Source organism: Asticcacaulis sp. P2_B1, from assembly GCF_056404915.1.
In genome coordinates, this window is sequence record NZ_JBFUDD010000011.1 from 25,191 (window position 1) to 38,371 (window position 13,181).

The 13,181-nt window shown below is 61.9% G+C and carries 11 protein-coding genes; 7 read left to right on the plus strand and 4 right to left on the minus strand.

Features of this window, described 5'->3' with window-relative positions; all coding sequences use genetic code 11:
* The first annotated feature begins 51 nt into the window (after positions 1 to 51).
* From AC1DX3_RS18810 to AC1DX3_RS18830, 5 genes are all read left to right on the plus strand, one after another.
* A complete protein-coding gene (locus AC1DX3_RS18810) occupies positions 52 to 1,470 on the plus strand; it encodes an amino acid permease (RefSeq protein WP_476990866.1) in 1,419 nt (472 codons plus the stop codon).
* Between the two features lie 346 nt (positions 1,471 to 1,816).
* The gene (locus AC1DX3_RS18815; RefSeq protein ID WP_476990867.1) at positions 1,817 to 2,935 is read left to right on the plus strand and encodes an aminotransferase class I/II-fold pyridoxal phosphate-dependent enzyme; all 1,119 of its coding nucleotides are present in this window, start codon (positions 1,817 to 1,819) and stop codon (positions 2,933 to 2,935) included.
* Positions 2,932 to 3,558 carry a dethiobiotin synthase gene (gene bioD / locus AC1DX3_RS18820; RefSeq protein WP_476990868.1) on the plus strand — a complete coding sequence of 209 codons (627 nt, stop codon included), beginning with the start codon at positions 2,932 to 2,934 and terminating at the stop codon, positions 3,556 to 3,558. Before AC1DX3_RS18815 ends, bioD begins: the two co-directional genes overlap by 4 nt.
* On the plus strand, positions 3,555 to 4,847 hold the full coding sequence (locus AC1DX3_RS18825; protein WP_476990869.1) for an adenosylmethionine--8-amino-7-oxononanoate transaminase: 1,293 nt from the start codon (positions 3,555 to 3,557) through the stop codon (positions 4,845 to 4,847). The genes bioD and AC1DX3_RS18825 overlap by 4 nt, the downstream gene beginning before the upstream one ends.
* On the plus strand, positions 4,831 to 5,433 hold the full coding sequence (locus tag AC1DX3_RS18830) for a hypothetical protein (protein ID WP_476990870.1): 603 nt from the start codon (positions 4,831 to 4,833) through the stop codon (positions 5,431 to 5,433). Before AC1DX3_RS18825 ends, AC1DX3_RS18830 begins: the two co-directional genes overlap by 17 nt.
* A 144-nt stretch (positions 5,434 to 5,577) precedes the next feature.
* On the opposite strand, the gene AC1DX3_RS18835 is transcribed toward AC1DX3_RS18830, so the two are convergent.
* The 3 genes from AC1DX3_RS18835 to AC1DX3_RS18845 form a co-directional block, all read right to left on the minus strand.
* A complete protein-coding gene (locus AC1DX3_RS18835; RefSeq protein WP_476990871.1) occupies positions 5,578 to 6,237 on the minus strand; it encodes a GntR family transcriptional regulator in 660 nt (219 codons plus the stop codon).
* 256 nt (positions 6,238 to 6,493) lie between these two features.
* On the minus strand, positions 6,494 to 7,504 hold the full coding sequence (locus tag AC1DX3_RS18840; RefSeq protein WP_476990872.1) for a 4-hydroxyproline epimerase: 1,011 nt from the start codon (positions 7,502 to 7,504) through the stop codon (positions 6,494 to 6,496).
* Between the two features lie 258 nt (positions 7,505 to 7,762).
* On the minus strand, positions 7,763 to 8,677 hold the full coding sequence (locus tag AC1DX3_RS18845) for a dihydrodipicolinate synthase family protein (protein WP_476990873.1): 915 nt from the start codon (positions 8,675 to 8,677) through the stop codon (positions 7,763 to 7,765).
* Positions 8,678 to 8,760: 83 nt separating this feature from the next.
* On the opposite strand from AC1DX3_RS18845, the gene AC1DX3_RS18850 reads away from it, so the two are divergent.
* Together AC1DX3_RS18850 and AC1DX3_RS18855 are read left to right on the plus strand one after the other, a co-directional pair.
* Positions 8,761 to 9,972 (plus strand): NAD(P)/FAD-dependent oxidoreductase, encoded by a 1,212-nt coding sequence (locus tag AC1DX3_RS18850; protein WP_476990874.1) that lies wholly within the window; start codon positions 8,761 to 8,763, stop codon positions 9,970 to 9,972.
* A 7-nt stretch (positions 9,973 to 9,979) separates the two neighbouring features.
* Positions 9,980 to 11,158 carry a M24 family metallopeptidase gene (locus AC1DX3_RS18855; RefSeq protein ID WP_476990875.1) on the plus strand — a complete coding sequence of 393 codons (1,179 nt, stop codon included), beginning with the start codon at positions 9,980 to 9,982 and terminating at the stop codon, positions 11,156 to 11,158.
* 131 nt (positions 11,159 to 11,289) lie between these two features.
* Here the strand turns inward: AC1DX3_RS18855 and AC1DX3_RS18860 are convergent, their stop codons facing one another.
* A complete protein-coding gene (locus AC1DX3_RS18860) occupies positions 11,290 to 13,092 on the minus strand; it encodes a DUF885 domain-containing protein (protein ID WP_476990876.1) in 1,803 nt (600 codons plus the stop codon).
* Positions 13,093 to 13,181: the final 89 nt, after the last annotated feature.

Here is a 13,181-nt window from a genome sequence, read left to right on the forward strand (position 1 = left end):
CCGCGATCCATCCCGGGTCGCGGCCAATTATAATTTTGGGGACTACGACACATGGGACTATTCGGGCCTTTAAAGCCGCTGCAACGAACCGAAGCCGATGGCAAGGCGCTGGCCAAGACGCTGAGCTGGCCGCACCTGATGGCGTTGGGTATCGGTGGCATCATCGGCACAGGCATCTACACCTTGACCGGCGTCGGCGCCGGCCTGGCGGGACCGGGCGTCATCCTGTCCTTTGCCATTTGCGGTATCGTCTGCGCCTGCGCAGCCCTGGCCTATACCGAAATGTCGACCCTGATCCCGACGGCGGGTTCCGCCTACACCTATACCTATTCGGCCATGGGCGAGATCCCGGCCTGGATCGTCGGCTGGGCGCTGATTCTCGAATATTCGCTGGCCTGTTCGACCGTCGCCGTAGGCTGGTCGGCCCACCTGGTCGGCTGGCTGGAACAGGGCATAGGCTTGAAACTGCCGGAATTCCTGTTGTCCGGACCCTATGCCGGCGGCTTGGTCAACTTGCCGGCCGTCGTCGTGTCGCTGGCGGTGATGGGCCTGCTGTTGATCGGCGCCCGTGAAAGCGCCACGCTCAACATCATCCTGGTCATCGTCAAGATCGTGGCGTTGGGCGCCTTTGTCTTTCTCGGCTTCCCGGCCATCCAGGCCGGCCACTACGACCCCTTCATGCCGTTCGGCTTCCTGTCCCAGGAGGTCGGCGGTGAAAAGTTCGGCGTCATGGCGGCCGCCGCCATCGTCTTCTTCGCCTTCTTCGGTTTCGACGCCGTCTCGACCTCGGCCGAAGAGGCCAAGAATCCTGGTCGCGACCTGACCATCGGCATCATGGGCTCCATGGGCGTCTCGACCGTCATCTATATGCTGGTGGCGGCCGTCGCCGTCGGTGCCGTCGGTTTCAAGGACATCGCCGCTTCGGGCGAGCCCTTGCCGCATGTCCTGCGCACGCTGGGCTATCCCTTCGTTGCCTCGCTGGTCGGGGGCGCCGCCATCGTCGCCCTGCCGTCGGTCATCCTTGTCATGATGTACGGCCAAAGCCGCATCTTCTTCGTCATGGCGCGCGACGGCCTGCTGCCGGCCGCGGTCGCCAAGGTCAATGCCAAGGGCTCGCCGGCCCTGATCACCCTGTTGACCGGTATCTTCGTCGCCATCTTCGCCGGTTTCATTCCGCTGAAGAAGATCGCCGAACTGTCCAATGCCGGCACCCTGATCGCCTTTATCGCCGTGGCCTTGTCGATGATCATTCTGCGTCACAAACTGCCCGACGCCAAGCGCGTCTTCAAAACGCCCCTGCACTGGATCGTCGGCCTGATCACCGTCGGCGGCTGCGGCTTTATCTTCTCCAGCCTGCCGGTCCAAAGCCAGATGTTCACCCTGATCTGGATGTGTATCGGCCTGGTCTTCTACATCTGCTACGGCCGCTGGAACAGCCGCCTGCGCAAGGAAGCCAAGGCGGCAGAATAGGATCTGGGGGCGGGGGTAAAATCCCGCCCTTTATACAGGGACAGGCAGATAAAGGATTGACCACGAAAAGCACGAAAAGAAGGGAAAAACACGAAAATGCAGGGTCATTTCGCCGGCAGGTTCAATCCCTTCTTACATTTTCGATGGCCTGAAAGGCCATCCTTCATGAGTTGTAAGCCGCGCAGATAGAGCCCAACATACTGAATTTTCGTGTTTTTCCCTTCTTTTCGTGCTTTTCGTGTTTAAAGCCTTAAGCCATGCCGGCCTCGGCGAAAAACCCGTTGCCGTTTGACCTCGGCCTGTCGCGCCTTTATGGGTCCTCTGGCTTTGTCCCGACAGGTTCGACGTGAAACCATTCGCCCATCAGCTCGATCAATTGCAGGCCAAGGGACGCTACCGCTCCCTAACCTTGCCCGGTGGTGTCGACTTTTCCTCCAACGACTATCTCGGCCTGTCCGCGCATCCGGCCCTGCGCCAGGCGGCCATCGCCGCGCTTCAGGGCGGAATCGAGATCGGTGCGACCGGCTCCCGCCTGCTGCGTGGCCACCGCGCGGCCCATGCCGAACTGGAGGCCTTCGCGGCGGCCTATTACGGCGTGCCGCGGACCCTGTTCTTCCCCAATGGCTTCCAGGCCAATTACGCCCTGATCACGGCCCTGGTGAGCCGGCATGACACCGTGATTTTCGACGCCCTGTGCCACGCCAGCATGCGCGACGGTCTTTTTGCCAGCCGCTGCCCGACCATCAAGGTGAAGCATAACGACCTGACGGCGATCGAGGCGGCCCTCAGCAAGCCCCGCAGCGCCGGCGCCAGGGCCTGGATCATGATCGAGTCGGTCTACAGCATGGACGGCGATATCGCTCCGGTCAGGGAGATACTGGCCCTGGCTGAAACCTACGACGCCACATTGATCGTCGACGAAGCCCATGGCACGGGCGTTTTCGGCGCCACGGGTCGTGGCGTCACCGAGGGCCTGCCACATGATCGGCTGATCACCGTCCACACCTGCGGCAAGGCCCTGGGCGTCGCCGGCGCGCTGGTCTGCGCCGACGACACGATTATCGACTATTTGATCAATGCCGCGCGGCCTTTCGTTTACAGCACCGCGCCCATGCCCTTGCAGGCCGTCCTGGTGCAGCGGGCTCTCGAACTCGTCCGGGACGAGCCGGAACGTCGTCAATATCTGTTCGGTCTGATGGATCGCATGCAGGCGGCCATGCCGGAGTTCACTATCCGCAGTCCGATTATTCCGGTCATTATCGGCGAGGATGCGGCGGCGACGGCGGTAGCCCAGACCCTGCAGGATCAAGGGTTCGATGTGCGCGCCGTCCGTCCGCCGACGGTGCCGGAAGGTACGGCGCGGCTGCGTGTGTCCCTGAATGCCGGGCTCAGCCATGACGACGTCGATGCCTTCGCCGGCGCGCTGCGTGGGGCGCTCATGGATCGCGGACTCCTGTCGCAATGAGTCAGGCCTTTATCATCTCGGGAACCGATACCAGCATCGGCAAGACGGCGGTCGCGGCCATGCTGACCCTGGCGCTTCAGGCCACCTACTGGAAGCCTATCCAGTCCGGCACCGAGGACGGCACGGATACCCTGAGCGTGAAAGCCCTGACCGGCCTGGCCGACAAGCATTTTCTGCCGGAAGCCTATGTCCTTACCCAACCCTTGTCGCCGCATCGTGCCGCCGAACTGGACGAGGTGACGATCGATATCGCCCAATTGGCGCGTCCGGTTACCGAAACGCCCCTGATCATCGAAGGCGCCGGCGGCTTGATGGTGCCCGTGACCCGCCAACGCCTGCAAATCGATCTCTTCGCCACCTGGGACGCACCGGTCATCCTGTGCGCGCGCACGGGCCTCGGCACCATCAACCACACCCTGCTGTCGATCGAAGCCCTGCGCAGCCGCAAGATTCCCCTGCATGGACTGATTTTCATCGGCGCCGACAATCCCGACAATATCCGCACCATAGCCGAAATGAGCGGCACGAAAGTGCTGGGCCATGTGCCGCATCTGCCCGTCGTCGACCGAACCTCCCTGACGGAGGTCTTCGCCGGCCATTTTCAACGCGAGGATTTCCTGTGAGCGAATCCCCGATCTGGCATCCCTTCACCCAGCACGCCGTCTTTCCGGACTCGATCTTTATCGATCGGGCCGAAGGCGCCTATCTCTATGATCGCGACGGCCGGCCCATCCTCGATGCCATTTCGTCGTGGTGGGTCAATATCCACGGTCACAACCACCCCAGGATCGTTGCCGCCGTCCAGGCCCAGGCCGCCAGGCTCGATCAGGTTATCTTTGCCGGCTTTACCCACGCCCCGGCCGAAGCCCTGGCGGAGAAGCTCATCGCTTTGGCCAAAGCCGCCGATATGCCCGACCTGACGCGCGTCTTCTTTTCCGACAGCGGCTCGACCTCGGTCGAGGTCGCTTTGAAAATGGCCCTGGGCTATTGGACCCATAAGGGAAAACCGCGCAAAGGTATTGTGGCCCTCGAACACGCCTATCACGGCGACACCTTCGGCACGATGTCGGTAGGCGGGCGCAGCGTCTTTAACGCGGCCTATGAAGATCTGCTTTTCGACGTTCATCGCCTGCCCTATCCGGGTGATCAGGGCGCACAGACGATCGATGCCTTCGAGACCCTCCTGAAAGCACAGGGCGACGATATCGCCGCCCTGATCGTCGAGCCGCTGGTCCTCGGCGCGGCCGGCATGCTGATGTACCCGCCGCAGGTACTGAAAGACCTCCATGCCCTGTGCCGGCGCCATGGCATTCTGTTCATCGCTGACGAAGTCATGACCGGCTGGGGGCGCACGGGCACGCGGTTTGCCTGCGAACAGGCAGGCGTAGCCCCGGATATTATCTGCCTGTCGAAGGGCATGACCGGCGGTTTCCTGCCGCTGGCGGTGACCATGGCCAGCGAGGACATCTACCGGGCCTTCTACAGCCACGATCGGGCCAAGACCTTTTTCCATTCCTCGTCCTTTACCGGCAATCCTATGGCCTGTGCCGCGGCCGGCGCCGCTCTCGACCTGTGGGACGAAGAGCCCGTTCTGCAACGCATCGCCGCCATCCAAACCCATCAGGCGATGATCGCCCGCCGATTGGCTAAGCGTGACGACGTCGCCAATGTCCGCCACATGGGCACAATTCTGGCGCTCGATGTAAAAGGTGAACACGGCTACCTTGCCGATGTCGCCGTGAAGCTCTATCGCTATTTCCTGACACAAGGCATGCTGTTGCGGCCGATGGGCGACACGGTCTATGTGCTGCCTCCCTACTGCGTCACCACACAGGACCTGGATAAAATTGCAGACACTATTGAACGTGGACTCGATGCTCTCGGAAATGGCGGCCTTGAATGCGCCTCTTGAGACGGACTTCATCGATTTCCTGAACCGCACCGTCGCCGATACCGGCCGGCATATGCGCTTCCTCAACCTGCTGTCCCTCCTGGAACATATGGGCAGCCGCAAGATTATGCTCTCGCAGATGAAGGGTATCCTGACCCAGGACATTCTCAAACATCTGGCCGAAGAGACGCGCCACGCCTTCTTCTTCAAGCGCGAGGCCGAAAAGCTCGCCCGCCGCCCGTTGGAAGGCTATGCCGACGAGGACACGCTGTGCGCCGGACCCGGACGGTTCTATTTCGGCCGCCTCGATGCCGGCCTGACCCAACCCCTGGCAAAGACGGTGCATCGCGAGACCGGCTATCTGTGGGTGTCCATGGTGGTCGAATTGCGCGCCATCTGGGTTTACCGCCGCTACCAGCAGGTCCTGACCCAGGCCGGGTTGCCGATGTCGCTCAAGGGCATTATCGCCGAGGAAGACCGGCATCTGGAAGATATGGTCGAGCGCCTCGATGAAATTGGCTTTGATGTCGAACAGGCCTTGCCCGCCGCCATGGCGCTGGAGCAGCACCTGTTCTCGCGCCTGCTGGTTTCTATGCGGGCGCAATAGACCTAAAGACGGTTTTCCAGGCAGCGATGAGACTGACTCATTGCGACTGGCAAGGGCGACTGCCCGCCCGAGCCTATGCGAGGAGCCATGCGGCGCTTGAGTTAAAAAAGCTAATACCCAGCGTCCTTCTTATGACGTTGGGTATTAGTTAGCGGCTCTTTCCGACTCGAACTGTTTGCGCAGATCGTCCAGGGTCGAAGCGATATGCTCGTACATCATGGCCGACACCTCGTCGGCCTTGCCGGCCGCCCACAGCTGGTACATGCCGGTATGTTCCTTGTGTGCGCGGTCGTCGCGGCCGGCGGGCTCGAGATGCTTGCCGACATAGCGCTCGGAAATGATGTTCAGGCGTTCGATAATCTGAATGGTGATCTGGCGCCGCAACGGACGGACCAGTGACATGTGGAAGGCGCGGTTGAAGCGGCCGACCTCGGCCTTGTCCGACGCCGCGGCCTGATCCAGGGCGATCAGGGCGTCGTGGGCGGCGCGGCGGTCGGCGTCCTTGGCCATGGTCGAGGCAATGCCGACGGCTTCGGGTTCCAGCTTGAGACGCAGAGCATAGACCTCTTCGACTTCGTCATAGCTGAGCGGCCTGACGAAGAAGCCGCGATTTGCCTGGGACAAAAGCAGGCCCTCGGTTTCAAGGCGCGCCAGGGCTTCGCGTAACGGGATCTTGCTGACACCCAACTCGGCGGCCAGGGCATCCTGGCGTATGGCTGCGTCGACGGGAATCTTGCCGGAAATGATCCGGTCACGGACCAGGGAAAATATCTGTTCGGAAAGCGTCTGGACGACAATGGCCATATAATGCCCCACTCAGTTTTGGATCGAAGCAGTTTTTATAAAGTATACAAACATCTGACCATTAAACCCGGCCTTTAGCAAGGCTATTATTGCCTGAGTCTCCGCGCATACCAACGGTCATAAAGGATGACCTTGGTATGAGCTTTTCTTGAGCTCAAGCGCCGGACTGTGCGTCCCCCATGGCTCCCCGCATTAGCGGCGGCGGGCGCTTGCCCGCTTACAATGGCCAATGAGGCAAGCTCATTTGCCATTGATATTACAACACCTGAAAGCCTTGCCAGAAGCGGTCTTCGCGATCGATCCAGATCGTATTGAGGCCGGTGGCGATGGCGGAGCCTTCGATCGATGGGATAATGGCCGGCTGTCCGTTCAGGTCGACTTCGTCCTCGACCGTCCCGATGAAGCGGCTGGTGATATAGCTTTGATGGACGAAACGCTCGCCTTTCTTCAGCCGACCGGTGGCATGCAGGTGCGCCAGGCGCGCCGAAGTGCCGGTGCCGCACGGCGAGCGGTCGATGGCGCGCTCACCATAAAAGACGGCGTTGCGGCCGTCGGCGGGCGGCTCGCCCTCGACGGCTTTCGGCTTGTCGGCCCACAAAACATGGCTGACGCCACGAATCGTCGAGTCGACCGGGTGGACGGGCTCGTACTGCTCGCGCAGCAGGGCGCGGATGGTGCGGCTGAGCTCGATGATACGGGCGGCGCCGAGATCGTCGAGACTGGTATAGGGGCCTTGCGGCTCGATAATGGCGTAGTAGTTGCCGCCATAGGACACATCCAAGGTCAGGCGGCCGAAGTCCGGCACGTCGATCTCGATGCCGGTCTTGGCGAGGTAGGCGGGAACATTGGTGATCTTGACGGAGGTAACGCGGTTGCCTTCGCTGGTGTAAGCGATGTCGATCAGGCCGGCGGGCACTTCCAGCTTCAGCTTGCCTGGCGTGCGCGGCGTGATCAGGCCGTTTTCGAGCGCAAAGGTGACCATGCCGATCGTGCCGTGGCCGCACATCGGCAAACAGCCCGAGGTCTCGATGAACAGAATCCCGGCTTCGGTGTCGTCGCGCGTCGGCGGATAGAGGAAGCCGCCGGACATCATGTCGTGGCCGCGCGGTTCGAAGCACAGGCCGGTGCGGATCCAGTCGAAGCGGCTAAGGAAATCCTGGCGCCGCTCGCTCATCGAGCTGCCGCTCAGCAGCGGCGCACCGCCGGCGACAAGGCGGACGGGATTGCCGGCGGTATGGCCATCGATACAGGAGAAGGTGTGACGCATGGGAGCCTCAAAGAGAAAAAGCCGCGGAACGGATCACGGCCCTTAGAGCGGTATCACCCCGAGCGAAAGCTTCCCACTTCCCCTCTCCCCTTTCAAGGGGAGAGGGTGGCAGGCTTCGGCTTGCCGGGTGAGGGGTTCTTGCTGTGGCTGGCAAAGGCATCCCCTCATCCGGGCCGTTGGCCCACCTTCTCCCCTTGAAAGGGGAGAAGGGAGAGTCACTTCTTTCAGCGTTATCTGCTCCAAAGGAAATAACAACCTTTACGCCGCCTTGATGATCTTCAGGCTGGGGCGGGTGGCGGCGGCCTGTTCGACCATGGCGGTGACCTCGGCGCGGCGGGCGCCCGACAAGGGCAGGCGCGGCATGCGCACGCGTTCCGAACCGCGGCCCATGATCTGTTCGGCCAGCTTGATCGACTGAACCAGATCGTGTTCGGCATCGAGATGCAGCAGCGGCAGGAACCAGCGATAGATTTCGCGCGCCGTGGCGATGTCGCCGGCCTTCAGCGCCTTGACCAGCAGGACCGATTCGTTGGGGAAGGCCGAGGTCAGGCCCGACACCCAGCCCTGGGCGCCCAGTAACAGACCTTCGAAGGCGACGTCGTCGAGGCCGGCGAAAATGGCGTAACGGTCGCCGAAGGCGTTATAGATATCGGTGAAGCGGCGCGTATCGGCGGCCGATTCTTTGACAGCGACGATGTTCTTGACCGGGCGCAGGGCTTCCAGCGTATCGACGCCGATATTGACGCGGTAGGAGGTCGGATTGTTGTACAGCATGATCGGCAAGGCGGTGCTTTCGGCGACCATGCGGAAGTGCGCCACCAGTTCCTCGACCTTGGGCACATAGACCATGGCCGGCAGCAGCATCAGGCCGTCGGCGCCCAGCTTCTCGGCGTCCTGGGCGTAGGCAATAGCCTTGCCCGTCGTCAGTTCCGACACGCCGGTGACGACCGGCACGCGGCCGGCGACGACCTCGACAATGGCCGCCAACAGCATGCGCTTTTCGTCGGCTTCGAGCGAATTGTTTTCGCCGCAAGTGCCCATGGCGATGATGCCGGTGACGCCGTCCTTGATCAGGTCATCGACAACCCGTTGCGTATCGGCGACATCAATGGAAAGGTCTTCCCGGAATTGCGTGGTGACGGCGGGGAATACACCTTGCCAATCGATTTTCATGTCGGTTGCTCCTGAAGCTTGCGTAAAAACATATACGGTATACAATATCCGATACTGCCTTGCAACATGGATTGTTAAACTAAATGAGAGCCTTGGTTATCGGTGGCGGCGTCGTCGGTCTGAATATCGCCCTGACCCTGCAAGCCGAACGTTACGACGTTATCCTGATTGAAAGCCAACGGCAAATAACGGGCGCATCCTACGGCAATGCCGGCCATATCGCCATCGAACAGGTCGAGCCGCTGGCCTCGTGGGCAACGATTCGCAGCGCGCCCAGGCGGTTTTTCATGCGCGGCGGTGCCTTGTCCCTGCCACAAAAGGCCATCGATGCCTGGCTGCCGTTTTCGCTGCGCATGATGCAGGCGGCGGCACCGCGTCGCTTTGCCGCGGGCAAGGACGCCCTGTCCGGCCTGATCCACAACGCCATGCCAGCGTGGCAAAAACGCGTTGCCGACCTCGGGGCGCCCGACGTGCTGCGTCAGGACGGCCATTATGTTGTCTGGGAAAGCCCGGAAAGCGCCCGCAAGGGTGTGGCCTCATGGTCGGCCACGGATACCGGCCCAGCGCGATTCCGGCAGGTCACGGGCGACGAGATGCGCCAGTTATCGGCCGTCACGCGCAAGACCCTTCACGGCGCGATTCGTTTCGAAAACACCGGCCAAATCGCCGACCTGCCGCGTTTGCTCGAAGCCATGACGACGGCCTTCACCGCCCGTAGCGGCCGCATTCTGTACGAACGCGCAGAACGCCTGACATCCGACGGCGTCGCGCTCAGCGGCGGTGAAGTCCTGACCGGCGACGCCGTGATCGTCAGCGCCGGCATCGCCTCGAAACCGCTGATGCAATCCCTGGGCCTGAAAGTACCGATGATCGCCGAGCGCGGTTACCATATCCAGGCGACGCAACATGCCTGGCCCGATCACCTGCCGCCGGTGGTGTTCGAAGATCGCTCGATGATCGTCACGGGCTTCGAGTCCGGCCTGCGCGCCGCCAGCTTCGTCGAATTCGCCCGCGCCGACGATTCCGCCGATCCACGCAAGTGGGCGCGCCTGAAGGCCCATGTCGCCGATCTCGGCCTGCCGTTCCAGGGCGAGTCAACCGAATGGACCGGCGCACGGCCGACCTTTCCCGACTATCTACCGGCGATCGGCCGCCTGGCCGGCACCAAGCTCTACTACGCCTTCGGTCATCAGCATCTTGGCCTGACCCTCGGTGCCGTCACGGGCGACATCGTCGCCGCCATAGTCGCGGGTGGCAACGCTCCGGCCGCCTTCGATCTCAAGCGATTTTCATGAGGACACTATGATCGGCAGTTCCACCATCGACACAGAATTGGCCCGGCTGACACCGCCGGCCCCGGCCCCCGCCATCACCACCGATGAGCGCCAGGCCCGTATTGCCAAGGCGCGGCGGTTGACGCGCGATCTCGGCGCCGACGCCCTGCTGGTCGGCGCCGGCGCCAGCCTCAACTATTTCACCGGCGTGCCCTGGGGCGCCTCCGAACGTTTGGTCGCCATGCTGCTGCCGGTGACCGGCGAGCCGGTGATCATCTGCCCGTTTTTCGAGCGCGGCTCGCTGGAAGCCGATCTCAAGATCACGGCAGATCTGCGTTTATGGCAGGAAGACGAAAGCCCACACGCCTTGATCAAACAAGCCATGAGCGACTGGGGCTTGGCCAAGATCGCTGTCGATCCGGCCATGAGCTTCGAGATGGTCCACCGCCTCGGACGCGAAAGCGGTCTCGACATCATCGAGGCATCGCCGGTCATCAACGGCTGCCGCATGTACAAATCTGCGGCCGAAATCGCCCTGATGCAGCAGGCCAAGTCGATGACCTTGCAGGTCCATCAGGCGACGGCGCGCATGCTCCACGAAGGCATCACCACGACCGCCGTCAAGAACTTCATCGAGGCGGCCCACCGTAAACTGGGCGCCGCCGGCAATTCCTTCGTTATTGTCCAGTTCGGCCATGCCACCGCCTATCCCCACGGCCTGCCGGGCGAACAATGCCTGAAAGACAACGACCTCGTCCTCGTCGATACCGGCTGCCTCGTCCAGGGCTATACCTCCGACATCACCCGCACCTACGTTTTCGGTCAGGCGACGGCCGAGCAGCAGCGTATCTGGGACATCGAAAAGGAAGCGCAAGCCGCCGCCTTCGCGCGGGTCGAAATCGGCCTGCCGTGCGAAGCCGTCGACTATGCCGCCCGGGTCGTGCTGGAAAAGCACGGCCTGGGGCCGGACTATAACCTGCCGGGCACGCCGCACCGAACCGGCCACGGTATCGGGCTTGCCATCCACGAACCGGCCTATCTGGTGCGCGGCGACAAGACACCGCTGGCGCCCGGCATGTGCTTTTCCAACGAGCCGATGATCGTCGTACCGGAACGATTCGGAGTGCGCCTGGAGGACCACATGTATGTGACCGACAGCGGCGCCAAATGGTTCACCGAGCCGCAACCTGCCATCGGCCGGCTATAGACTCCGGAAATTTTAAAGAGGTAATAGTTTGCCTCGTTTGCCGCCATTCGGAGTGCGGGTTTTCGGTAATATAGGCTCACGCTACTCCGAATGCTCGCCGCACGGCGAAACACAGCCGGCTCCAAACTTGCCTATTCCCCGTACGGATCCTTGCCGCCATTGGCGATAAAACCGTCGATATGGGCGTCCAGCACCGGCAGCGGCACCGAGCCGGTTTCCAGCACCGAATCATGGAAATAGCGGATATCGAACTTCTCACCCAGGGCCGCTTCCGCTTTGGCGCGCAGTTTCCAGATATCCATCTCGCCGAGATAATAGCTCAGCGCCTGACCCGGCCAGGCGATATAGCGGTCGACCTCGGTCGTTACCTCGTGGGTCGACAGCGCCGTATTGGCCAGCAAATATTGCTGCGCCTGTTCGCGCGTCCAGCCCTGGCTATGGATACCGGTATCGACGACCAAACGCGCCGCCCGCCACATCTGGTAACTCAGCATGCCGTAGCGCTCATAGGGCGTCTGATAGATGCCCATCTCGTCGCCCAGGCGTTCGCAATAAAGCGCCCAGCCTTCGCCATAGGCCGAGATATAGGTGTCGCGGCGGAAAGAGGGCAGGGCGGTGTTTTCCGCCGCCAGCGGCATCTGGAAGGCGTGGCCGGGCGCCGATTCATGCATGGTCAAAGCCGGCAATGAATAGAGCGGCCGCGACGGCAAATTATAGGTGTTGACGAGGTAAACGCCCGGACCGCCACGGCCGCCGGTATAGAACGGCGCGATATCGGCTGGCACCGGAATAATGGCGAAGCGCGACCGCGGCAGCCGGCCGAAATACTGCGCCGCCTTGCCGTCGAACATCTTGGCGGTCCAGGCAGCGCGATCGAGCAGGGCCTGGGGTGTCGTGACGTAGAATTGCGGATCGGTGCGCAGGAAATTGTTGAACGCCTGGATGTCGCCCTTGAAGCCGACCTCCGTGATGATGGCCTTCATCTCGCCCTGAATCTTGGCGACCTCGTCGAGCCCGATCTGGTGGATCTGGTCGGGCGTCAGATCCAGCGTGGTATATTCGCGAATCTGCGATTGATAAAACGCCTTGCCGTCGGGCAGGTCATAGGCGGCGATCGACTTGGCGGCGCCCGGGATATAGTCCTTGCGCAGAAAGGTCAGCAGCGCCTGGTGCGCCGGCACGACCTTGTCGCGGATGGCGGCGACGCCGGCGGCGCGCAACTCGGCCTGCTCGGCCGCTGGGATGCTGGCCGGCATGGTCTTGAACGGCGTATAATAGATGTTGTCTTCCGGCGTCTTGGCGTCGGTCACGCTGGTCACCGTGGCGTCGCGGCCCTGCAGTGATATCTGTGGCAGGGTGAAACCGCGCTTCAAACCCGCGCGCATATTGTCGGTATTTTCCTGGAAATAGCGCGGGAAGTCGTTCAGCTGCGAGATATAGTTGCGATAATCCCCGGCATTGTGAAACCCGCCGCGCGTCATCTCGGTCAGATCACCCCAGAACGAGGTGTCGCCGCTCAAGGGGCGCTGATAGGTCTTGTAAACCTGGTCGTTGATCAGGGTTTCGATCTGGAACTTGTAGACGGCATAATCTTCGGCGTGTTGCGGGGTCAGGGTGGCCGGGTCGATGGCGGTCAACTGTTTAAGCACATCCTGCCAGTAGGCCAGCTTGGCCTGTTGCGACTTTTCGCCAACCTCGGGCAGGTGTGAGGCGACATCACCGCCCTTGGGCGTGTCCTCGTCCGCCGTCATCTGCTTGCCGCGCCATTCATATTCCGTCGTGTAGAGAGCGACGAAGCGGCCATCGGGTGTATCCGCTGCGGCGGCAGGCGCGGGATCAGCCAAGGGATTGGCATGCACGGAGGGGGCAAGGGCGAGAGCGGGGACAAGAGTCATAAGGGTGCTCAGGGCTGTGGCGCGCAGGAGAAGTTTCATCGGATGCGGGGCTCACTTTTCGGTGGGGAGATGTTGCGTAAGGATTGTATACCGTATAATAATGTCCACGCAACCCGCAAAAACAGACC